Genomic DNA, 23,021 nt, shown 5'->3' on the forward strand with positions numbered 1-23,021 from the left:
CCTCAAGGGGAGGGTAGGACGAGGCCAAGCTTCTTCGCCCTGACGAAATCCACGATGGCGTGCGCCGCGCGCAGGGACGGCGCTTCGCTGCCTTCGCCCAAGAGCCTGGCGACTTCGTCCAGGTCGGCGACCTGGCGGGCGGCGGCGGCTTTGTCGGTCAGGAGCGGCGTTACGGCGTCGGCTAGCGCCTGCGGCGTCGCCTTGTGCTGCAGCAGTTCCGGCACTGCCATGCGGTCGAGTAACAGATTCACCAGCGCGAAATACTTAAAGCGGAACAGCACCCGCGCCAGCGTGTAGGTCAGGCCGCCGACGCGATAGGCCACCACCATCGGCGTGCGGGCGAGCGCAAGCTCGGTGGTGACCGTGCCCGAGGCCGCGAGCGCGGCGTTCGCGGCCTTGAACGCCGCGTATTTGTCGGCGTCGCCCTCGATGATGTGCAGCGGCGCCGGCCAGTTCTCCGTGGCGGCTCGGACGCTCGCGGCGACATGCGGCACCGTCGGAAGCAGCGTGATCAGGCCTTGGACGCGCCTTGCGATCTCCGCCACTGCGCCGCGGAAGATCGGCAGGATGAAGCGGATCTCGCTGGTGCGGCTGCCGGGCAGGACGCAGAGCACCGGCGCGTCAGGGGCGATGCCGAGCCGCGCGCGCAGCTCGGGACCGCCTGTCATCAGCCGGGCGCGCTCGATCACGGGATGGCCGACGAAGACGGTGCGAAGACCGTATTTCTCGAAGAAGGGCGGCTCGAAAGGGAGCAGCGCCAGCAGCAGGTCGAAGTCGCGCGCCATGGCGCGGGCGCGGTACTGGCGCGAAGCCCAGACCTGCGGCGCGACATAGTTGATCGTGGGTATCTCCGGCGCGAGGCGCTTCAAGCGGCGCGCGATGCGGTGGTTGAAGTCGGGGCTGTCGATCAGGACGACCGCGTCCGGCTTGCGCGTCATCGCGACGCCGACGATGTCGCTAACGCGGCGCAGGATGACGGGGATTTTCGGCACCACCTCGCGCAGGCCCATCACGGCGGTATCCTTGAGCGGGAAGAGCGAGGTCAGGCCCTGGGCGGTCATGGCCGGCCCGCCCATGCCGTAGATCGTCACGCTGTCGCCGGCGACGGCCTTCAGCGCGGCCATCAACTGGCCGCCCAGCAGGTCGCCGGACGGCTCGCCCGCGACCAGCATCAGGGACAGCGGCTTGGCGGGGAGCGTGCTCATGATCCCGCCGGCACGCCGACGACGAAGAGGCCGAGCGCATCGGCGGCCTCGGTCACCGCGGCGCGGCCGAGCACCAGCGCGGTGTGCGCCTCGACGGCGATGCCGGCGAGGCCGCAGGCGGCGGCGTTCCGGACCGTCGCGACGCCGATGGTGGGAAGATCGGTCTTGCGGTCCTGGATGGGCTTCAGCGCCTTGGCGAGGACGCCGCGGCCGGGCGGCAGCGTGCCGAGGCGGGTCAGCATCGCGTCGGTGCCGTCCCTGCCTTCGATCGCGAGAATCCGGCCATCGCGCACGACGACCGCCTGGCCCACATCGCGCGTGCCCTGTGCGCGCGCCTTGGCCATGGCAAGGGCGATGTCCGTCTCGTCTTCCGGCTTCGGCGCGACGCGGCCGAGGGGGCCTTCGCCGATCTGGAGCCAGGGCGCGACGCTGTCGATGCTCTTGATCGAAAGCCCTTCGCGCTCGAACAGGCCGACCATGGCGTCGAGCAGTGTGTTGTCGCCCTTGCGCATCGCCCACAGCACGGGCGGAAACCAGGATAGGCCTTTCAGGTCGTAGCGGAGCTTGAAGAAGTTCGGGCGCGAGACATAGCCGGCGAAGACCACATCCTTGCAATCATGGGCGTGCAGCAGCCGCAGGGTCTTTCCGACGAGGCCCATCGAGCTGCGGTCGTGCGGAAAGCGGTTCACCCAGTCTCCGGCCCGTTCCAGCGCCACGACGAAGACGCCCCGCCCCGCCTCGCGCGCGCTCTCGGCGATGGCGCGCGGCAGCTCGCCGCCGCCCGCGATGATGCCGAGCGCGCTCACGGCCGCTCAGTCATCGGCGCCGCCGCGCCGGCGATAGAGCGCGAGCGGCTGCTTGGCGTCGGCGAGGATGAAATCGGCGATCTCGGCGACTTCGCGCACCTCCGGCCATTTCGCCTTCGCGTCGCGGGCGCGCTTTTCCACATCGCCGTCCGCGCCCTTGAAGATCAGCCGGAAGGCGGCGCGCAGGACGTTGATCGTCTCGCGCGAGAGGCCGCGGCGCTTCAGGCCGATCAGGTTGAGGCCCGCGAGCTCGATATGATCGCCGAAGGCCATGGCATAGGGAATGACGTCGCGGTTGACGCCGCTGATTCCGCCGACCATCGCGCCTTTGCCGACGCGGCAGAATTGCTGCACGGCGGAGAGCCCGCCCAGGATGACGCCCTGCCCGATCTCGGAATGACCGCCGAGAACAGCGCCGTTGGTGAAGGTCACGTCGTCGCCGACATGGCAGTCATGGCCGACATGGCTCATCGCCATGAAGTAGCCGTTGTTGCCGACCGTCGTGACGCCGCCGCCGCGGCGCCCGCCGCCGCTCATGGTGACGCCTTCGCGGATCACGCAATCCTGGCCGACGACCAGCCTGCCGTCGAAATCATTGCCGCGAATCTGGCCCTCGCCGCCGAGAACGGCCTGGGGATGGATCACGGTGCGCGCGCCGATCTCGGTCCTGCCCTTGACGATCGCGTGGGAAAGAAGCCGCACCCCGTCGCCCAGCACGGCGCCCTGGCCGACGAGGCAGAAGGGGCCGATCTCCACGCCCGCGCCGAGTTTCGCGCCGTCTTCGACGATCGCGGTCGGATGAACCGCCATGGGTTCAGCCCGAGACGTCGATGCGGATCATCGCGCTGAATTCGCCCTCGGCGCACAGCGCCTCGCCGACATAGGCTTTGCCCTCGAACTTCCAGACCGGGCCGCGATGCTGGAGCGCCTTGACGTGGAGGCGCAGCATGTCGCCGGGGACGACGGGCTTACGGAAGCGCGCCTTGTCGATGCCCATGAAGAACACGTTGGGGGTCTTTTCCAGACCCATCGAATGGGTCACGAGGGCGCCGGCGGTCTGGGCCAGGGCCTCGACGATGAGGACGCCCGGCATCACCGCGAATTGCGGAAAGTGTCCGGCGAAATGCGGTTCGTTGAAGCCGACCGCCTTGTAGCCGTTGGCGCTTTCGAAGGGCACGATGTCCGTCAGCCGCTCCACGAAGAGGAACGGCGCGCGGTGCGGAATGAGCTTTTTCAGCGCTTCCACATCCAGGACCAGACCCGACTGACCTTGCTCACCCATGGCTGTCAGATTTCGGCTTCTTTGCGAGTTTCGTCAATGCGTGCATTTCGCGAATCCATTCGCGGACGGGCCGGAGCGGCGCCCCGCCGTAATCCTGGCCCCCGGCATACTCGATTCCCGGCTGAGAGGCGGAGCGGGCCGCCACCCGCGCGCCGGAGCCGATCTTGACATGGTCCGCGATGCCGACCTGCGGCCCGATGATGACGAAATCGCCGAATTCGCAACTTCCGGCAATGCCGGACTGCGCGACGAGAATATTATGACGCCCGATATGGGTGTTGTGGCCGATCTGGATGAGGTTGTCGAGCTTGGTGCCCTCGCCGATCACGGTGTCGCCCAAGGCGCCGCGGTCGATGGCGGTACAGGCGCCGATCTCGACCCGGTCCTGCACGATGACGCGGCCGATCTGCGGAATCTTAATGTGACCGGACGCCCCGGAAGCAAAGCCGAAGCCCGGCTGGCCGATCTGGGCGCCGGGGAGGATGAGCACCTCGTCGCCGATATGGGCGTTGGAAATCGTGCAGTTGCTGCCGATCTCGCAGGACCGGCCGATCGTCACGCCGCGGCCGATGACGGCGTTCGGACCGATCCGCGTGCCGTCGCCGATCTCCGCCCCCGGGCCGATCACGACGCCGGGACCGAGCACGACGCGCTCGCCGATGGCGGCCGAGGGATCGACCGGGGTCTGCTGCGACCAGGCGACCAGGCTCGAATCCGGATAGAACATCCGCGCGGCGGCGGCGAAGGCGTGCTGCACCGAGGCGCAGGGAATGGCGATCGTCCCGGGGCGAACCGCGAGCGGCTTGGCGGTCTTCTCCGGCACGAAGCAGAAGCCGGCGGCGGTCTGGGCCAGATCGGCGCCGCGGCCGCCGCCCGCGAAAAAGCTCAGATGATCGGGACCGGCGCCGGCGAGGCTGGCGAGATCGCCGATCCGGGCACGGGCGTCCGCCGCCGCGGGCAGAGCCGCGCCGACGGCCTCGCACACTTCGCCGAGCGCGAACGGTCCGCGATTGTCGTAGAAGCGTGGATCGGCCATTCCGTCTTTCAGCCCCTATTGCTGCGGCGGTCCGGCGTTCTCCGGCATGGGCGTCGGAACGACCTTCACCGTCGACAGCACCTGGTTGAGGCGCTGGATCGCAAGACCCGTGATGTCGAAGGCCGGGAGCCATTCCAGCACGGCGTTGCGGTCGAACAGGAGATTGCCCCCGCGCTCGATCATGATCTTCTGCAGAATCGGCCGGAGCGCGTTCAGCGCCTGGCTGCGCGCGGCGAGCAGGCCGCCCTGGATCAGGCTCTGCTGCTTCTGCAGGTCCATCTGGAGCGCGGTGCGCTTGTCGTTGAAGGCCTTGATCTTGGCGTTCTTCACAGCCGGCGACAGGATGGCGATCTGCTGCTGCAGCGCCTGGCCTTCCTTCTGGAGCGCGATGTCGCGCGCCTTCAGGCTGTTCTGCGCCGAGGCGATCATGCCCTTGACCTGGTTCATGATGCTGATGCCGGCGGCGGACCGGCTCAGGACCTCCGCGCGGTCGACCAGGAGGATGCGCGGCATCGGCGCGCCTTGCGGCGGCGTGCCGGGAGGCGCCGCCAGGGCGGCCTGCGAAAGGCTTGCGAGGACGATGACCGCCGCGCCCAGGCGGACGATGTGCGATGTGAGTTTCATGGTTCTACAACCCCGTTCCTGCACTGAAGTAGATGATCTGCGCTCTGTCGTAACTTGTCTTGATGAAGGGCACGCCCAGATCGATCGTGATCGGGCCGAAGGGCGATTTCCACGCCACCGCGAGGCCGGCCGAGGCGCGCATCGCCAGATTGTCCCGGACGCAGGACGTCGTCGTGCACGGCCCGAGCGGCACGTCGAGATGGCCGAGCGTTCCGAAGTCGCTGAACAGCGCGGTCTGCACGCCGTAGCTGTCGGGCAGGAAGGACGGAAGCTTCAGCTGCGCCGTTCCGATGGCGTAGAAATTGCCGCCCACCGCGCTCGAATTGCTCGGCACGGCGATGTCGCGCGGACCGATACCGGCCTGCGCGAAGCCGCGGAAAGTATCGCCGCCCTTGAAGAAGCGTTCCTGGATCGGAATGTTCTGGCCGTCGAAGCCGGTGATGTAGCCGGTCTGCAGATTGAGCGATCCCACCAGCGCTTCGCTGAAGATCGGGCGGTAGAAGGCGAGCGACCCCTGGCTGCGCAGGTATTTGAGCGTGCCGCCGAGGCCGGCGAAATCCTGCGAGATCGAGAATACCATGCCGCGCGTCGGCTTAATGGGATCGTCCAGCGTGTTGTAGATGAAGTTGTAGGAGATTTCGGAGGTCTTGGTCTCGCCGGCCGCCGCGATCACCTGCTGCGGCGCGTTGCCGAACGGCGTGATGCGGTTGATCGCATAGGTGTAGCGCAGGCCGACGCTGCCATATTCCGAGGTCGGGAAGCCGAAGCGGAAGCCGGCCGCCGTGGTGTCGCCCTCATAGCCCGCCTGGGTGTAGTCGGTGACGATCTTGTAGAGATCGATGCCGGCGTTCAGCGGCTTGTCGAGGAAATGCGGCTCGGTGAAGCTGAGCTGGTACTGCTTGGAGATGGTCGAAAGCTGGATGCTGGCGCGCAGATACTGGCCGCGGCCGAACAGGTTGCGCTCGGTATAGCTGAACTCGCCGACGAAGGAGCTGGTCGAGGAATAGCCGGCGCCGAGCGACAGCTCGCCGGTCGACTGCTCGGTGACCGTGACCGTGAGGTTGGTGCGGTCGGGCTGGCTGCCGGGCGCGTTCTTGACCGAGACGTCCTTGAAGAAGCCCAGGCCGCGGATGCGGGTGCGCGAGCGGTCGACCAGGACGCGGTTGAAGGCATCGCCTTCCACCAGGCGGAATTCGCGGCGGATGACTTTGTCGAGCGTGCGGTTGTTGCCGACGATGTTGATCTTCTCGATATAGACGCGCGGGCCCTGGTCGATCTTCAGGATGACGTTGATGGTGTTGTGGTCGCGGTCGCGGGCGATGCGCGGATGGACCTCGGCGAAGGCATAGCCCTTGGTGCCGGCGGCGTTGGTGAGCGCGTCGATACCCTTCTGGATCAGATCGGCGTTGTAGATGTCGCCGGACTTGATCTTGATCAGCGGCCGCAAATCCCTGGCCGTCAACTCGCGGATGCTGGAATCGATGTCGACCTTGCCGAAGGTGTACTTGGCGCCCTCGTCGACCGTGAAGGTGATGTAGAACGATTTGCGGTCCGAGGTGAGCTCGGCGACCGCCGAGACGACGCGGAAATCGGCGTAGCCGTGGCTGACATACCAGCGCCGCAGCATTTCGCGGTCGAAGGTGAGCCGGTCGGGATCGTAATTGTCGTTGCTCGAGAGAAACTTGTACCAGTCGCTCTCTTCGGTCGCGACCTGGGACTTCAGCGTGGCGTCGTCGAAGACGTGGTTGCCGATGAAATTGATGCGCGCGACGCCGGTCGACGGACCTTCGCTGATCGAGAAGATCAGGTCGACGCGGTTCTGCGGGCGCTGGATGATCTGCGGATCGACCGACGCCGCGAACTTGCCGTTGCGGCGGTAGAGCTCGATGATGCGCTGGACGTCGGCCTGGACCTTGGAGCGCGTGAAGACGGTGCGCGGCTTGAGCTGGACCTCCTTCTCGAGGTCCTTCTGGCTGACCTTGCTCTGACCCTCGAAGTCGATCTGGTTGATGATCGGGTTCTCGACCACGTTGATCGTGAGGGTCGAGCCGTCGAAGCGGAGCTTCACGTCGGCGAACAGGCCGGTCTGATAGAGCGTCTTGAGCGCGAGGTCGACGGTCTGCTCGTTGAAGATGTCGCCTTCGCGGAGCGTGATGTAGGAGATCACCGTCGACGGCTCGATACGCTGCGTGCCGTTGACGACGATGTGCTGGATCAGGTGCGGCGCCTGGGCGGGCGCGGCCGGCGCGGATGCGGGCGGTGCGGTCGGCGCCGGAGAGGAAGCGGGACTGGCAGGCGTCTGGGCGAGCGCCGATGGCCCGACCACGGCAAGCCCCAGGGCCAGCGCCGGAGCCGCACGCACAAATCGGGCGAACAGGGTGATGTGGCTCATCCAGTCGTCTCTGGCACTCGCTAAAGGCCCGGCCGCTTCGTCGGCAGCCCGCCGAAGTTTCAGAAAAGATTCAGGAGGTCATTCCAGGTCGCCAGGAGGAATATTCCCGCCACGACAGCCAGCCCGAGCCTAAATCCAACGTCCTGGGCCCGCTCACCGAGCGGCCGCCCCAAAACACCTTCGCATGCATAGTACAGAAGATGGCCCCCGTCGAGCAGCGGAATCGGAAAAAGGTTTACCAAGCCGATGCTTACAGAAAGTAGAGCTATGAGATGAACCAGCGCAATGAAGCTCACGGCGGCGACTTGACCCGATAGTTTCAGAATGCCAACCGGCCCGGCGAGCTGGCTCGTGTTGCCCCTGAAGAGCTGGGTGCGGGCGCGGAACGTCACCGAGATGATGTCGCCGATTTCGCCGAAGGCGGCGCCGACCGAGGCGATGGGGCCGAGATGCGTCACGGTTCGGGGAACCGCGAAGGCAAGACCCAGAAGGCCCTTGCCGTCCTTGTTGCGGTAGGGGCTGCAGTCGATCGACACCAAGGCATCGCCGCGCTGGACCACGATGCGGAGATTCTTGCCGGGATTCGTGGAGACGAGGCGCTGGACCGCTTCCATGTTCGCGGTGGCATGGCCGTCGATGGACACGATGCGGTCCTGCGGACGGATGCCGGCGCGCTGCGCCGGTTTGCCCGGCAGCACGCTGTCGACGACGGGCGGCGCCAGCGGGGCGATGCCCAGATCGCCGATCCGCTGCCGATTGCCGAAATCGTCGGTGATCGCGGTGTCCTGGGGCGTGGCCAAGACCGTCAGCCGCCGGCCATCGCGATCGATGACGATCGGAAGGGTCTGGCCGGCGCTGAGCGCGACGATCTGAGCGAAATCGGAAAAGCTCTGAACATCCGCGCCGTCGATCGCGACGATGCGGTCGCCGCTTACGATGCCCGCGCGCGCGCCGGCGCCGTGCGGTGCGACGTCGCCCGCCACCGGCGGAATGACGACCTTGCCGTGGAACAGGAAGAGGCCGGTCAGGATCACGACCGCCAGGACGAAATTCGCCAGCGGGCCGGCGACGACGATCAGGGCGCGCTGCCAGAGCGGCTTGAAGGGGAAGGCCACGGCGCGGTCTTCCGGGCTCATGCGCGCCGCCGCTTCGCGGTCGGGCGTGCTGGCGCCGTCGGCGTCGCCGAAGAACTTCACGAAGCCGCCGAGCGGCAGCCAGGAGATCTTCCACTGCGTTCCTTTGCGGTCCTTCCAGGAGACGATCGGGCGGCCGAAACCGATGGAGAAAGTCTCGATCCGGACGTTGAACAGGCGCGCCACCGAGAAATGGCCGAGCTCGTGGAAGAATACCACGACGGTGATGAGGAAGAGGAAGGCCGGAATCCCGTAGACCGACCAGCTCAGAAGGGCTTGAAGCTCGCTCAACATCGCATGGATCCCGTCAGTTCACGACACGGCGGCAGATTTGACCGGCAAGCTCTCTCGCGCGCGCGTCGGCGGACAGGACGGCGTCCAGCGTGTCGCATGGCGCGTTCGCCTCCGGCGATTGCGCGAGCGTCGATTCGACGACCCGCGGAATGTCGAGGAAGCCGATGCGGCGGTTCAGGAAGGCTTCGACCGCGATCTCGTTCGCCGCGTTCAGGATGGTCGGCGCCAGCGCGCCGGCCCGCATCGCGTCCAGGGCGAGGCCGAGGCAACGGAAGCGGTCGTGATCGGGCTTGCGGAAATCGAGCCGGCCCACGGCCGCAAGATCGAGGCGGCGCGACGGCGAGGCGATGCGCCGCGGCCAGGCGAGCGCGTGCGCGATGGGCGTGCGCATGTCGGGAGCCGACAGATGCGCCAGCGTCGAGCCGTCCTCGTACGAAACCAGACAGTGGACGATCGATTGCGGGTGCACCAGAACGTCCAGCTTTTCGGGGGCAAGCGCGAAAAGGAAATGCGCCTCGATCAGCTCCAGGCCCTTGTTCATCAGCGTGGCGCTGTCGACCGATATCTTGGCGCCCATCGACCAGTTGGGATGGGCGACCGCCTGCTCCACGGTGCAGACCGCCATCTGCTCCAGCGTCCAGTCGCGGAACGGACCGCCCGAAGCGGTGAGCGTGACCTTTTCGACCTCGCGGGCGCCCTCCCCGTTCAGGACCTGGAAGACGGCATTGTGCTCGGAATCGACCGGGATCACGCAGGCCGTCGAATTGGCGAGGGCGCGGTGGAACACGCCGCCGGCGGCCACGATGCATTCCTTGTTGGCGAGCGCCACGGTCGCGCTCCGCGCGACGGCGGCGAGGGCGGGCTCGAGCGCGGCAGCGCCCATGATCGCGACCATCACCGTGTTCGACGGACGCGCCGCGGCTTCGATCACCGCGCCGCGGCCGGCCGCGGCCTCGATGCCGGTGCCGGCGAGGCCGTCCTTGAGCGCGCCGTAGAGCGTCTCGTCGCCGATCACCGCAATCCTGGGGTTCATCGCGCGCGCCTGCTTGATGAGATCGTCCACCCTGCCCTGCGCCGTGATCGCTTCGACCGGCATGACGTCGGCGCCGTAGACGGCACGGGCATGGGCGACGACGTCCAGCGTCGAGACGCCGATCGATCCGGTCGAGCCCAGGACGGTCACGCTGCGCGCGAGCACGGGCTCCAGCGCCTCGATCTCGAAGGAAGGGCGGGTTGCTGCCAGCGCGTTCACGGTTGGGCTCCAAACATCGGATTGAGTCCTGCGAGCAGGACGAAGGCGGCGACGACCGGCGCCGCCAGCAGCGTCGAATCGATGCGGTCGAGCATACCGCCATGACCGGGGATGATGCCGCCGGAATCCTTGCGCTGGAACACGCGTTTGACCCAGGACTCGAAGAGATCGCCGCAATGCGAGAGGACGCCGATGGCGGCGCCGTAGAGCCCGCCTTCGACGGCATGGCCGCCGAGAACGGCGACATAGATCGCCTCGACCACGGCCGCGACGGCAACAGCGCCCAAGGTGCCGGACCACGTCTTGTTCGGCGACAGCGACGGCCAGAGCCGTGGGCCGCCCACGAGATTGCCGACGATCAGCGCGCTGGTATCGGTGGCCCAGATGGCGAGGAATACGCCCACGACGATCCAGGCGCCGTGCGGCGCATCGCGCAGCATCATCAAGGCGAGCAGCGCGGTGCCGATATAGAGCGGGCCGAAGCCGTGCCAGGCGGGACGCAGCCCGGCGATGGCGGCGTAGAGCGCCGCCGCTATCGCACCGCTTGCCAATATCGCCCAGCCGGTTTCGCCATGCGGCCAGATCGCCTGGGCCGCCAAGGCCGCGACGATGAAAGCCGCCGCGACGAAGAAGGCGACGCCGAAGACGCGTTCGCCGACCATGCGATGCCATTCGCGCGCGGCGGCGATTCCCGCGATGGCGGCCAGGGAGGCGATATAGGGCGCGCCGCCGAAGATCGCGGCGGTGACGGCGGCGGCGAGCGCGATGCCGAACAGGGGTCGGGTGATCCAGTCGAGATTGAAGCGAACCGCGCGGTAACCGGGGGCCGGGCTCGCCGGCGCGGAGATGTGACCCGAGCGCGTCACGCGACCGCTTCCGAAATGCCGCCGAACTGGCGCTCGCGCTGGGCGAACTGCTCGAGCGCCTTCAGAAGCTCGTCGCGCCCGAAATCCGGCCACAGGGTGTCGACGAAGAGCAGCTCGGCATAGGAGGACTGCCAGAGCAGGAAATTGCTCAGGCGGTGCTCGCCGCCGGTGCGGATCAGAAGGTCCGGCTCGGGCAGGCCGCCGGTGAAGAGGCGGGTGGCGAAAAGCTCCGGTGTGATGGTCTCCGGATCGAGGCGGCCTTCCTTGGCGGCGCGCGCCAGCTCACGGGCGGCGTTGGCGATCTCCTCCTGTCCGCCATAGTCGAAGGCGAAGGTCAGGTTCAGGCCGGTATTGCCGACCGTGCGATGCTCGGCCTCCTCGATCATCTTGTTGATGTCGCCGGCGACGCGCTCGCGGCTGCCGATGATGCGGACGCGGACGCCCCGTGCATGCAGCTCGTCGAGATCGCTGCGGAAATAGCCGCGGAACAGACCCATCAGCGCGTTCACTTCGGGCCGCGGGCGCTTCCAGTTTTCGGAGGAGAAGGCGAAGAGCGTCAGATATTCGAGCTTGATGTCGGTGGCGGCGCGGACGACGGCCCGCACGGCGCTGACGCCCGCGACATGGCCGGCCTCGCGCGGCAGCATCCGCTTGCGCGCCCACCGCCCGTTGCGGTCCATGATGATCGCGACGTGGCGGGGAAGAACTGTCGGCGTCTTTGGCGCAAGCGCCATATATTACCTCACGGGCAGGCTCTTCAGACCTGCATTATTTCCTGCTCCTTGCCGTGCAGCGCGGAGTCGATTTCCTTTATGTGCGCGTCGGTGACCTTCTGCAATTCATCGCCATGCTTATGGTGTTCGTCCTGGCCGATCTTGTGGTCTTTTTCGAGGCGCTTGAGCAAATCCATCCCGTCGCGGCGCACGTTCCGGACCGCGACCCGGGCGGCTTCGGCGTATTTCGAGGCCAGTTTTGCCAGTTCCTTGCGCCTCTCCTGATTAAGTTCGGGTAATGGAATGCGCAGCAACTGGCCGTCCATCTGCGGGTTGAGGCCCAGATTGGCGTCCCGGATGGCCTTGTCCACCGCCTTGGCGAGGCCCTTGTCCCACACCTGAACCGTCAGCATGCGCGGCTCCGGCGTCGAGATGTTGCCGACCTGGTTAACGGGCACCAGGTTGCCATAGGCCTCGACCCGGACGGGATCGAGCAGCGCCGGGCTGGCGCGGCCGGTCCGCAGGCCGGAGAACTCCTTTTTCAGGGTCTCGATGGCGCCGTGCATGCGCCTTGTCAGTTCGTCCTTGCTGTAGCTCTCAGCCATGGGGTCCAGTCCTTGCGGGGTGCCCGACGGTCGTCAGGTCCTGTCTTCGATAATTGTCGACCGACCCTTGCCCTTCAGGACCTGGGCCAGCGATCCGCGATCATGGATCGAGAATACGATGATCGGAATCTTATTTTCGCGCGACAGCGAGATGGCCGATGCATCCATCACCTGAAGATCGCGCGATAACACCTCGTGGTAGCTCAGATAATCGTAGCGCTCGGCGTCCGGGACCTTCTTGGGGTCGGCGCTGTAGACACCGTCTACTTGCGTCGCCTTCATCATCGCGTTGCAGTTCATCTCGGCCGCCCGAAGGGCGGCGGCGGTGTCGGTGGTGAAGAAGGGATTGCCGGTGCCGGCGGCGAAGATCACGACCCGGCCCTTCTCCAGATGGCGGATGGCGCGGCGGCGGATATAGGGCTCGCAGACCGTGCTCATCGGAATGGCCGACTGGACCCTGGTGGGGATGTCGATCCGCTCCAGCGCGGCCTGCATGGCCAGCGCGTTCATGACGGTCGCCAGCATGCCCATATAGTCGGCGGTCGCGCGGTCGATGCCCTTGGCGGCGCCGGAAAGGCCGCGGAAGATGTTGCCGCCGCCGATCACCATGCAGACCTGGGTGCCGCCGCGGATCGCCTCTTCTACGTCGGACGCGATGCGGTCGACGGTCGCGACGTCGATGCCGAATTGCTGGTCGCCCATCAACGCCTCGCCGGAGATTTTCAGGAGCACCCGGCGGTATTTCGGCGTGATGGCCATGGACGATTCCGTTGTTTGAGACCCGCCATCCTACCCTCCCCTTGAGGGAGGGCCGATACGATCCCGAGCCTAGACGTCGACCTTGTCGCTGTCTTTTTTCGTGCCGCTCATCTTCGCCACTTCGTCGGCGAAGTCGGATTCGGTCTTCTCGATGCCCTCGCCCACCTGGAAGCGGACGAAGCCCTCGATGGTCACAGGAGCGCCCAGATCCTTGGAGGCCTTCTCCAGCACCTTCTCGATGCGGGTCTCGCCGTCGATGACGAACGTCTGCTGGAGCAGGACCGTCTCCTCGTAATATTTGCGCATGCGGCCTTCGAGCATCTTCTCGATGACGTTCTCGGGCTTGCCGGACTGGCGGGCCAGTTCGGCCTGGATGTCGCGTTCCTTGGCCACCAGGGCGGGGTCGAGATGGCCCGGCGTCAGCGCCAGCGGTGCGGCGGCGGCGATGTGCATCGCGATCTGCTTGCCGAGCGCGTTCAGCTTGTCCTTGTCGGCGGTCGACTTCAGCGCGACCAGAACGCCGATCCTGCCGAGCTCCGGCGAAGAAGCGTTGTGGACATAGGCCGAGACCACGCCGGGATCGACCGCGAGCATGATCGTGCGGCGCACGCTCATGTTCTCGCCGATCTTGGCGACGAGCTCGGTCAGGGTGTGCTGCACGCTGGCCTGGCCGATCTGGCGGGCGAGCAGCTTTTCCAGATCGCCCTCCTCTTCCAGAGCGATCCGGGCGGCGGTCTTCACGAAGTCCTTGAACTCGTCGTTGCGCGCGACGAAGTCGGTCTCGGCATTGACCTCGACCAGGGCACCGACATGGCCGCCCGTGGCGACCCCGACGAGACCCTCGGCGGCGGCGCGGCCGGCCTTCTTGGCAGCCTTGGTGATGCCCTTCTTGCGCAGCCAATCCATGGCGGCTTCCACCTCGCCATTGTTCTCTGCGAGCGCGGTCTTGCAGTCCATTATGCCCGCACCGGTCTTGTCGCGCAGGTCCTTCACCATCGATGGGGTGATGTTCACCATGGTCGGCTCCGTTCTATCGTGCTTTAAGCGGTCGCTTCCGCGTGTTTTTAAGCTGTCGCTTCCGCGACGGGGGGCGCCTCGGCGATGGGCGTGACGTCGGGCAGCACTTCGGCTTCGCCCGTGTCGACGCCAGACGCCGCCTGGCCCTGGCTGAGCCCGTCGATGATGGCGCGGGCGGCGAGATCGCAATAGAGCGCCAGCGCGCGGGCCGCGTCGTCATTGCCCGGGATCGGATAGGCGATGCCGTCCGGATCGCTGTTCGAATCCAGGATGGCGGTAACCGGGATGCCGAGCTTGCGGGCCTCGGAGATCGCGATCGCTTCCTTGTTGGTGTCGATCACGAACAGCATGTTGGGCAGGCCGCCCATCTCCTTGATGCCGCCGAGCGAGCGGTCGAGCTTGTCGCGCTCGCGCAGCATGCCGAGCAGCTCCTTCTTCTTGAGGCCCGAGGACTGGGCCGAGGTCAGCGTCTCCTCGATCTGGCGCATGCGCTTGATGGAGTTCGACACGGTCTGCCAGTTGGTCAGCGTGCCGCCGAGCCAGCGGTGATTCACGTAATACTGGGCGCAGCGCTTGGCGGCCGCGGCGAGCGGCTCCGAAGCCTGGCGCTTGGTGCCGACGAATAGGATGCGGCCGCCGCCGGCCGCGACGTCGCGCAGCGCGACGAGCGCGGTGTGCAGCAGGGGCACGGTCTGCGTCAGGTCGAGGATGTGGATGTCGTTGCGCGAGCCGTAGATGTAGGGCGCCATCTTCGGGTTCCAGCGCTGCTGGCGATGGCCGAAATGCGCGCCGGCTTCGAGCAGCTGACGCATGGAAAAATCTGGCAGAGCCATGGATTCGTCTCCTTTACCGGTTGGCCAGACGCGTGAGTTACCCCCGTTTGGGAGCACCGGACGGCGACGCAGGAACACCCTGCGAAAGCCACTCAGCGTGCGAGATGGCGCGGCTTATAGGGGCAGGACCGCCCGCAGGCAAGCCCTACCCGCCGTTCAGGGCTGAACGCCGCCCGGAAGCACTTGGGCGCTCAGGAGCCTGCCCCGCGAGGCCGAAAGGCCGGCGCTTCCCACTTTTTGAACCTGGGTCCCGATCAGAGCATAGAGGTCGACCTGGACGTCGGCGCCCTCGCGCCAGCCCACGCCCTGGCGGGCGGCGACGGCGAAATAGACCTTTCCGCCCAGGACCAGAGGACCATAGGACGGCTCGTGAAAGTCGAGGTCGACGGCGGTCCTGGCATCCGCCAATAGCCGATTCCAGCTCTCGCGCTGCGCCGCCGGAACCGGACTGAAGGCCACGTATTGTCCGGTTCCGAACTGGCCGGCGCGCGCCAGGGCGAGCGCGGCCGCTTCCAGCGCGCCCGAGGCGCTGCCCGGCGGCGCCGAGACGTCGCCAGCGGCATAAAGCGTTTGAAACTTCGCATCGACGCGGCAGCCTTCGCCCCAGCGGTCGCCCTCCAGCGGCACGACGCCGAGCTGGTATTCGAAATCGGTGATCCCGAAATACCGGTAGAGGAAGGCGGCATGGCCGTTCACGCGCGCAAGGCCGCCGGCTTCCTGCCAGCAGAAGGCGCCGTTGTTCTCGCCCCGCGCCAGTTCGGGAAGCATCCGGCTGGACGTTCCGGCCGTGAAGAAGATGAAGGTCTGACAGTGCATCGTGCCGCCGGTCGCGATCAGCGCATGCACCGGGCTTCCCGGCAGGGAGGCGAGTTGGGGATCCTCGGGGACGTAGTCGGCGAAGGCCCTTGCGAGTTTAGCATCAGGGTGGAAGCGGGAGGCGAGCGTGGCGCGATAGGCCGCCCAGTCGTCGGCGGAATCGCCAGCGGTCTCGGCCACCGGTTCGGGAGCCTCGATCCAGGGATGCGAGCCGGCGGTCGCGAAGGCGAAGGGATCGTCCGTCTTCCCGTCCGCGTGCGGCTGGCCGCGGATACGGGCGGCGACGCGGTCGCAAAGCGCCCTGTCGCCGGCGTCATCCGCGGTCGATGCGAATTCGGCGGCGCACGGCAAAACACCGGATAACAACAGCGTGGCGAGAAACGCGGCGGCGCGGCTCATGCATCCCCCGATGACCGACAACGGAGTCATCGCAGAGCTTTATGTCCAAATCAAAGCGGCACCTCCGCATTTGCAAGGTGCCGCACGCGCGCCGCGGCGTCTAGATGCGGCGGATCAGCCGGATGATCAGGAGCAGCACGACGGCGCCGATGGTGGCGCTGATAATGATGGCAACGATTCCGACGCCCAGATGCAGGCCCAGCCGGGGCAGGAGCCAGCCGCCGACGACGGCACCGACGATGCCGACGACGATGTCGCCGACCAGGCCGAACCCGCCGCCCTTGACGATCACGCCGGCGAGCCAGCCGGCAACGGCGCCGACGATGAGCCAGATCAGAATGACTTCAAGCGGAATGTTCACGGAAATTCTCCCCCTTATTTGGAAAACGGCTGCGCGGACCTCGCGGTCCGCGCAGTAGATGGTTATTCGGAATGACGAAGCGTGATCGAGCCGATGCCGGCCGCGACGTTCAGGCCCTTATTGCCGGAGACGCTGAGCGGCTGCAACGCGAAGGACTTGTCGAAACCGCCGACAAGCACGTTCGCGCCGACGCCGACGCCGACCGTTGCGCTGGCGCTGGCGCCGACATAGTCGCCGTCGAGCGCGCCCGAACGGACGTCCGAGCTGGGAGCCACGACGCCCCAGACCAGAACGCCGCCCTCGGTGTAGCCGATGTCGACGCCGAACTTCGAGATCGAGCCGGTGTAGTGGTCGGCGTGCCGGTTGTTCTGGCGGAAGGTGCAATGCAGGTCCTTGGAGGATCCGAAGACGAAGCCCCAGCCGCTCGCGACATTGCAGGTCAGCGTGCCGACATTGACGCCATGGGGGGCGGCCTGTGCGGGCGCGGCGACGGCGACGGCGGCGAGCGCGACGGCGCCGAGCAATCCGGTGGAAATCTTCATTGTGGCTTTCTTTCTGTTGGAAAAGCGCGCGGGTAAAACAGCGCCGGTCAGGGGGAGCGTCCAGGCGCTCGACCCATAGGGAACTCGCTCGTGCCACATTCGATCCCTTGCCGGCCCAAATGCTTTAGCGACGGTGCGCGGCAGGCATGCTCCAAACGGCTTGGTAGACCGGAAAAATTTCCGCTAAGACGGGGTCCATGACATCTCCCATCCGTCCCGCCATCGAGGCGCTCGAACCCAACGGCATCGGCCTGGTCGCCATGATGGGGCTGGGCGAACCCGACCTCATCCCGTTATGGTTCGGCGAAAGCGATCTCGTCACCCCCTCCTTCATCCGCGAGGCGGCGAAGGCCGCGCTGGACGACGGCAAGACCTTCTACACCCAGTCGCGGGGCATACCCGTGCTGCGCGAGGCGATCCGCGACTTCCACAGGCGCACGACCGGCGCCGACGTGGCGCTGGAGCGCATTTCGATGCCCGGCGCGGCGACGCTGGCGGTGGTCACCGCGCTCCAGATCCTGTGCGAGACCGGCGACAATGTCGTGATCGTCTCGCCGATCTGGCCGTCGATCTTCCAGGCGGCGCAGATGGTGGGCGCCGAGACGCGCTTCGCGCGGCTGGACGACGATTGGCGCGCCTCTCCTGCCCGCTGGCACCTGGATCTGGAGAAGATCTTCTCGCAATGCGACGCGCGGACCAAGGCGATCTTCATCGCCTCGCCCGGCAATCCGACGGGCTGGGTGATGCGCCGCGACGAGCAGCGCGCCGTGCTGGATTTCGCGCGACGGCGCGGCATCGCGATCATCAGCGACGAGGTCTACGGCACGCTGACCTTCGACGGTTCGGCGCATGCGCCGTCTTTTCTGGAGATCGCCGAGCCCGAGGACAATCTCTTCGTCATCAACAGCTTCTCCAAGGCTTGGGCGATGACGGGCTGGCGCATCGGCTGGCTGGTGCATCCCGAGCATCTGGGCAAGCAACTCGGCGTCATCACCATCGCCAACAACACCGGGCCCACGACCTTCGCGCAGTACGGCGCGCTGGCGGCGCTGTCGCCCCAAGGCGACGCCTTCCGCGAGGAAATGCGCGAACGCTGCCAGACCGGCCGCGAGGTCGTGCAGACATTCATCGACGCGCAGAACCGCATCCGCTGGATCAGGCCCGAGGGCGCGTTCTATGGCTTCCTGCACATGGACGGGCTGACGAATTCGCTTGCCTTCGCACGCGACCTCGTCAGGAAGGCGCGGGTCGGCGTGGCTCCGGGCTCGGCCTTCGGGCCGGCCGGCGACGGCCAGGCCGATTCGTTCGTCCGTATCTGTTTCGCGCAGGACAAGGCGCTGCTCGGCGAGGGCCTCGCCCGCATCGAAAAAGCGCTCGCCGGTTTGTGACCGCCCGGTCGCGCTATACCGACTCCACCTGCGCCACGCCGGGGAGCGACTTGATCGCGTTCTTCAGAGCCACTGTTACCTGATAGGGCTTGGGGAGCTTGATCTCGACCTCTTCGCCCGGGCCGCCGGGGACGACGAAGGTGACGATGCCCTTGCCGGCCTGCTTGAGCTGGGCGGCGATGGCGCCGAGCGGACTGGCATCCTGGAGATAGACCTTGAGCCCCTCCCCGGCATTGGCGGCGGCGGCGTCGAGGTCGGCGATAGCGGCGGCGCGCAATTTGAGCTCGTCCCCGTCCCACTCCGCGCTCGCGGTGATCAGGACCGACTTGCCGGCCTCCAGCAGCGGGCGCGAGGCAGCCAGCACTTCGGGGAACAGCATCACCTCGAACATGCCGGTGGGATCTGAGAAGGAGACGAAGGCATAGCTTTCATTGTTGCGGCTGCGCCGCTCATATTTGCGGATCATGGTGCCGGCAAGGATGGCCTTGAAGCCAGAGCGGCGGCGATCCTCGGTCAACGCGGCCAGGGTCGTGGCGCCAAGGCGCTTCAAGGGCGCCGCATAGGCGTCGAGCGGATGGCCCGACAGATAGAAACCCATAGCGGCGAATTCCTCGCTCAGCCGCTCATGCGAGGGCCAGTCGGAGACGGACGCGAGACGGATGTCGTCCTGCGCCGGGCCGCCGAACAGCGCGATCTGGCCGGATTCGCGCTCGCGGGCATTGCGCTGGGCGCTGCCCAGCAGGATGTCGGCGGATTCCACCACCTGGCGGCGGTTGCGGTTCAAGGCGTCGAAGGCACCGGCGCGGGCGAGGCTCTCGAAGGCGCGCTTGTTGACGAGCTTGGGATCGATGCGGCGGGCGAAATCGCCGAGGCCGCGGAAGGGGCCGTTGGCGCGGCGCTCCTCCACCACGTGATCCATCGCCTGGCGGCCGACGCCCTTCACGGCGGCGAGCGCGTAGAAGATCAGGTTCTTTTCGGCATCGCAGGTGAAGACGGATTCGGAGCGGTTGACGTCCGGCGCCAGGACCTTGATCTCCAGCCGCTGGGCTTCCTGCTTGAAGACGTTCAGCCGGTCGGTGTTGCCGATATCGAGCGTCATCGAGGCGGCGAGGAATTCGACGGGATAATTCGCCTTGAGATACGCCGTCTGGTAGGCGACCTGGGCATACGCCGCGGCATGGCCCTTGTTGAAGCCGTAGCCGGCGAATTTCGCGGCCTGCTCGAAGATCTGCGCCGCGACGCCCTTGGAAATCCCCTTCTCGACGGCGCCCTTGATGAAGCGTTCTTCGTGCACCGCCATTTCGGAAGCGATCTTCTTTCCCATGGCGCGGCGCAAGAGGTCGGCCTGACCGAGCGAATAGCCGGCGAGCTCGCGGGCGATGTTCATGACGTCTTCCTGATACGTCATGACGCCGAAGGTCTCTTTCAGGATCGGCTCGAGCAGCGGATGCAGATATTCCGGCGGCTCCTTGCCGTTCTTGACGGCGATGTATTTGGGGATGGAGTCCATCGGGCCGGGGCGATAGAGCGCCACGAGCGCGATGAGGTCGTGGACGCGGTCCGGCTTCATCTTGCGCAAGAGGTCGCGCATGCCCGCGCCTTCGAGCTGGAAGACGCCGACGCTGTCGCCCTTCGACAGCATCTCGTAGGTGCCCGCATCGTCGAAATCGATGTTCTGGGTGTCGAGGTCGATGCCGCGCTTCTTGAGCAGCTCCTCCGCCTTGGCGATGACGGTGAGCGTCTTGAGGCCGAGGAAGTCGAATTTCACCAGGCCTGCCTTCTCGGCGTCCTCATAGTCGAACTGCGTCACCGGCATTTCGGAGCGCGGATCGCGGTAGAGCGGCACGATCTCGTCCAGCGGCCTATCGCCGATCACCACGCCGGCGGGATGGGTGGAGGCGTGGCGATAAAGACCCTCGATCTTCTCGACGATGGAGAAGAGTTTCTGCGCCGTCGGTTCCTGCTCGGCGATCTGCTGCAGCCGCGGCTCAGAGGCGAAGGCGTCTTCCATCGAGACCGGCTTGCCGGGCGGGTTGGGCACCAGCTTGGCGATGCGGTCGACCAGGCCGAGCGGCATCTGCAGCACGCGGCCGGCGTCGCGCACCGCGGCGCGCGCCTGGAGCGATCCCAGCGCCATGATATGGGCGACGCGGTCGCGGCCGTATTTCTCGCGGACATAGCGCACGACTTCGTCGCGCCGCTCCTGGCAGAAATCGATATCGAAATCCGGCATCGAGACGCGCTCGGGATTGAGGAAGCGCTCGAACAGGAGGCCGAAACGGATCGGATCCAGATTGGTGATGTCGAGCGCCCAGGCGACCAGCGAGGTCGCGCCCGAGCCGCGCACGCCGACGGGGATGCCCTGCCCGCGCGTCCATTTCATGAAATCGGAGACGATCAGGAAATAGCCCGCGAAATTCATGCGCAGGATGACGTCGAGCTCGAACTCCAACCGGTCGAGATAGACCTGCAGATCGGCATGCAGGCCGTGCTGGGCGAGCTTGGCCTTGAGCCCGGCCGCCGCCTGCTCGCGCATCTCGTCTTCCGGCGAGCGGCCGGATTCGGGGACGAATTGCGGCAGGATCGGATCGCGCTTCTTGGGCCTAAAGGCGCAGCGGCGCGCGATCTCGATCGTATTCTCGATCGCCTCGGGCAGGTCGGCGAACTGCGCCGCCATCTCGGCGGACGACTTGAAGCGGTGCTCCCGCGTCAGGCGGCGGCGGTCTTCCTGGCTGACGAAGGCGGCATCGGCGATGCACAGGAGCGCATCGTGCGCCTCGTACATGTCGGCCTTGCCGAAATGCACGTCGTTGGTGGCGACCAGCGGAATGCGCCGCGCATAGGCAATGTCGATCAGCTTGTCCTCGGCGGCGCGCTCTTCCGCGAGGTTGTGACGCTGAAGCTCGATATAGAGCCGGTCGCCGAAGATCGCGTGCAGCCGGCCCACCAGGGCGTCGGCGGCCTGGAGCTGGTTTTCGAGGATCAGCTTGTTGACCGGCCCGCCGGGGCCGCCGGTAAGCGCGATCAGGCCCTCGGCATGATCGGCAAGCTGGGCCGCGGTGACATGCGGAAAGTCGCCCGGCTCGGCGCCGAGGAACGCGGTGCTCAGGAGCTTAGAGAGATTGCGGTAGCCGGTGTCGTTCTGGACCAGGAGCGCCATCGCCGGCGGCTTCTTGCGGGTGCCGAGGACCTGGATCGCCGGCGCCTCTTCCAGCTCGACCGAGACCAGGCAGCCGACGATCGGCTGCACGCCGGCCTTGGCCAGCGTGTCGGAAAGCTCATAGGTCCCGAAGAGGTTGTTGACGTCGGTGACCGCGACGGCGGGCATCGCGTTCTCGCGTGCCAGCGCGGCAAGCTCGCCAGGCCTGACCGCGCCTTCGAGGAGCGAGTAGGCGCTTTTCACCCTCAAATGGACGAATGCCGCCGGTTTGCGCTCCATGGCCGTCCCGATTCGCTTTGCTGTTCACAGGATCAGTATCGGATGCGGCGAGCGGCGGCACAGCAATCGCGCCGCCATCCACAGCTCCGAGCCTTGGCGGCGTCAAAAGGCCGAGAGCAGCGCCTGCGCCACCGGAACCAGCAGGTAGGACGACGCCACGAAGACCACCAAACTCACGCCCGCTGCCGCATCCTTGATCCACATGACCGTCCTCGCTCGTTTGAGGTGCCAATGTTCTCTTTGCGTTCCCGCCTGTCAAGAACAAAAGGTGATCGTTTGTGAGTCGGGAATGACGAAAACCGGTCCATAGGCCTCGCGTTTCACGAGTTCCATCAATGTTTTGTGCCGCTAACCCGCAAGGCACCAGACGTCGCCGTGGAGCCAGCAGGTCTCGGCGCGCGGATGCGGATCGCGGCGCAGACGGGAGACGTTCAAGAACGCGCCCTTCTCGAAGGCGCCGGCCAGAGCCCGCTCGGCCGCCGCGTGGCGGTTGCCCTCGCAGGGGAAGATCGCGACGGGCGAAATCCATTTCGCGTCATAGGCGTCGCCGTGGCGGGTCACCAGGAACACACCGCCATGGAACGCCATCTTGCGCGGGTCGACCTCGCCGAAGCCCTTGGTGGTGGTGAGCGGCAGAATCAGGCGGCCACTCTCCTTGAGCCGGTCGAGCCAGGCCGGCGCGGGCTGGGTCGCGCCGGCGTTGACGTAGACGACGTCGGCCGGATCGAACGGAACGGTCGCGCCGTCGCCGGCGAGGATTTCGACGTTCGGCCAGAGGGCGAAGTTCGCCTTCGCGCGCGCCGCCAGATCGGGATCGAACTCGATGCCGGTGACGCGGCCGCCGGGCCCGACCAGCTTCGCCATGATCGCGGTGTAGTAGCCGACCCCGGCGCCGACATGGACGACGTGCTCGCCGGGCCTCGGTGCCGCCTTGTGCAGCAGCCAGGCATGCAGCGAGGGCTGGCCGTTGTTCAGCCTGCGCTCCGCCACGATGCCGAACAGGCCGTCGGTGTAGAGGTAGACCGGATCGTCGGACGGCGTGTCGCAATAGCCGCGCGCGGCGCGCAGGGCGGCCCAGGGACCGGGCCCGAGAAAATTCTCGCGCCGGACGGCGGCGAAGGCGGCCTCCAGCGCCGCGTCGCGCACCTCGACCTCGGCCAGTATCTGCTTCGCATAGGCCGCCCGCACCACGGCGAGTTCCTGCTCGCGGTCCATTCCCACCTCCCGGCCGCCATGCGGCTCTGCTAGTGTGTGTCGAT

21 protein-coding genes are annotated in these 23,021 nt (G+C 66.7%); 1 reads left to right on the forward strand and 20 read right to left on the reverse strand.

The annotated features are described in order from the left end of the window. Positions 1-2: 2 nt before the first annotated feature. The 18 genes from lpxB to WDN01_08140 all read right to left on the reverse strand — a co-directional run bounded on the left by lpxB (position 3) and on the right by WDN01_08140 (position 16,935). Positions 3-1,205 (reverse strand): lipid-A-disaccharide synthase, encoded by a 1,203-nt coding sequence (lpxB, locus tag WDN01_08055; GenBank protein MEJ0025965.1) that lies wholly within the window; start codon positions 1,203-1,205, stop codon positions 3-5. Next, positions 1,202-2,011, reverse strand: a complete 810-nt coding sequence (lpxI, locus tag WDN01_08060; GenBank protein ID MEJ0025966.1) for a UDP-2,3-diacylglucosamine diphosphatase LpxI — start codon at positions 2,009-2,011, stop codon at positions 1,202-1,204. The genes lpxB and lpxI overlap by 4 nt, the downstream gene beginning before the upstream one ends. Positions 2,012-2,017: 6 nt before the next feature. Then, positions 2,018-2,821, reverse strand: coding sequence for an acyl-ACP--UDP-N-acetylglucosamine O-acyltransferase (lpxA, locus tag WDN01_08065; GenBank protein ID MEJ0025967.1), 804 nt, complete (start codon positions 2,819-2,821; stop codon positions 2,018-2,020). Between the two features lie 4 nt (positions 2,822-2,825). Beyond that, positions 2,826-3,293: a 3-hydroxyacyl-ACP dehydratase FabZ gene (gene fabZ / locus WDN01_08070; protein ID MEJ0025968.1), complete on the reverse strand. Its 468-nt coding sequence runs from the start codon at positions 3,291-3,293 to the stop codon at positions 2,826-2,828. Next, positions 3,286-4,329 (reverse strand): UDP-3-O-(3-hydroxymyristoyl)glucosamine N-acyltransferase, encoded by a 1,044-nt coding sequence (gene lpxD, locus WDN01_08075; GenBank protein MEJ0025969.1) that lies wholly within the window; start codon positions 4,327-4,329, stop codon positions 3,286-3,288. The genes fabZ and lpxD overlap by 8 nt, the downstream gene beginning before the upstream one ends. 15 nt (positions 4,330-4,344) lie before the next feature. Then, the gene (locus tag WDN01_08080; GenBank protein ID MEJ0025970.1) at positions 4,345-4,953 is read right to left on the reverse strand and encodes an OmpH family outer membrane protein; all 609 of its coding nucleotides are present in this window, start codon (positions 4,951-4,953) and stop codon (positions 4,345-4,347) included. A 4-nt stretch (positions 4,954-4,957) separates the two neighbouring features. Further along, entirely contained in the window at positions 4,958-7,345 is a 2,388-nt protein-coding gene (gene bamA / locus WDN01_08085) for an outer membrane protein assembly factor BamA (protein ID MEJ0025971.1), read from the reverse strand. A 59-nt stretch (positions 7,346-7,404) separates the two neighbouring features. Next, positions 7,405-8,769: an RIP metalloprotease RseP gene (rseP, locus tag WDN01_08090; protein MEJ0025972.1), complete on the reverse strand. Its 1,365-nt coding sequence runs from the start codon at positions 8,767-8,769 to the stop codon at positions 7,405-7,407. 16 nt (positions 8,770-8,785) lie between these two features. Continuing rightward, positions 8,786-10,024: a 1-deoxy-D-xylulose-5-phosphate reductoisomerase gene (gene dxr / locus WDN01_08095; protein ID MEJ0025973.1), complete on the reverse strand. Its 1,239-nt coding sequence runs from the start codon at positions 10,022-10,024 to the stop codon at positions 8,786-8,788. Beyond that, positions 10,021-10,890, reverse strand: coding sequence for a phosphatidate cytidylyltransferase (locus tag WDN01_08100; GenBank protein MEJ0025974.1), 870 nt, complete (start codon positions 10,888-10,890; stop codon positions 10,021-10,023). The genes dxr and WDN01_08100 overlap by 4 nt, the downstream gene beginning before the upstream one ends. Beyond that, positions 10,887-11,624: an isoprenyl transferase gene (locus WDN01_08105; protein MEJ0025975.1), complete on the reverse strand. Its 738-nt coding sequence runs from the start codon at positions 11,622-11,624 to the stop codon at positions 10,887-10,889. The genes WDN01_08100 and WDN01_08105 overlap by 4 nt, the downstream gene beginning before the upstream one ends. A gap of 23 nt (positions 11,625-11,647) precedes the next feature. Next, entirely contained in the window at positions 11,648-12,169 is a 522-nt protein-coding gene (gene frr / locus WDN01_08110) for a ribosome recycling factor (GenBank protein ID MEJ0025976.1), read from the reverse strand. Positions 12,170-12,241: 72 nt separating this feature from the next. Next, positions 12,242-12,967, reverse strand: coding sequence for a UMP kinase (gene pyrH, locus WDN01_08115; protein MEJ0025977.1), 726 nt, complete (start codon positions 12,965-12,967; stop codon positions 12,242-12,244). Between the two features lie 69 nt (positions 12,968-13,036). Next, positions 13,037-13,984, reverse strand: coding sequence for a translation elongation factor Ts (tsf, locus tag WDN01_08120; protein ID MEJ0025978.1), 948 nt, complete (start codon positions 13,982-13,984; stop codon positions 13,037-13,039). 47 nt (positions 13,985-14,031) lie between these two features. Beyond that, positions 14,032-14,817, reverse strand: coding sequence for a 30S ribosomal protein S2 (rpsB, locus tag WDN01_08125; protein MEJ0025979.1), 786 nt, complete (start codon positions 14,815-14,817; stop codon positions 14,032-14,034). A gap of 156 nt (positions 14,818-14,973) precedes the next feature. Beyond that, the gene (locus tag WDN01_08130) at positions 14,974-16,032 is read right to left on the reverse strand and encodes a hypothetical protein (GenBank protein MEJ0025980.1); all 1,059 of its coding nucleotides are present in this window, start codon (positions 16,030-16,032) and stop codon (positions 14,974-14,976) included. 100 nt (positions 16,033-16,132) lie between these two features. Then, on the reverse strand, positions 16,133-16,393 hold the full coding sequence (locus WDN01_08135) for a GlsB/YeaQ/YmgE family stress response membrane protein (GenBank protein ID MEJ0025981.1): 261 nt from the start codon (positions 16,391-16,393) through the stop codon (positions 16,133-16,135). A 62-nt stretch (positions 16,394-16,455) separates the two neighbouring features. Further along, positions 16,456-16,935, reverse strand: coding sequence for a DUF992 domain-containing protein (locus WDN01_08140; GenBank protein ID MEJ0025982.1), 480 nt, complete (start codon positions 16,933-16,935; stop codon positions 16,456-16,458). A gap of 197 nt (positions 16,936-17,132) precedes the next feature. On the opposite strand from WDN01_08140, the gene WDN01_08145 reads away from it, so the two are divergent. Then, complete coding sequence (locus WDN01_08145) at positions 17,133-18,323, forward strand: pyridoxal phosphate-dependent aminotransferase (GenBank protein MEJ0025983.1); 1,191 nt, start codon at positions 17,133-17,135, stop codon at positions 18,321-18,323. 13 nt (positions 18,324-18,336) lie between these two features. Here WDN01_08145 and dnaE read toward each other — a convergent pair whose 3' ends face one another. Both dnaE and WDN01_08155 read right to left on the reverse strand, forming a co-directional pair. Beyond that, on the reverse strand, positions 18,337-21,762 hold the full coding sequence (dnaE, locus tag WDN01_08150) for a DNA polymerase III subunit alpha (GenBank protein ID MEJ0025984.1): 3,426 nt from the start codon (positions 21,760-21,762) through the stop codon (positions 18,337-18,339). Positions 21,763-22,110: 348 nt separating this feature from the next. Further along, positions 22,111-22,977: a methyltransferase domain-containing protein gene (locus WDN01_08155; protein MEJ0025985.1), complete on the reverse strand. Its 867-nt coding sequence runs from the start codon at positions 22,975-22,977 to the stop codon at positions 22,111-22,113. Positions 22,978-23,021: the final 44 nt, after the last annotated feature.

The organism is Rhizomicrobium sp. (genome assembly GCA_037200985.1).
In the GTDB taxonomy this organism is placed as follows: domain Bacteria; phylum Pseudomonadota; class Alphaproteobacteria; order Micropepsales; family Micropepsaceae; genus Rhizomicrobium.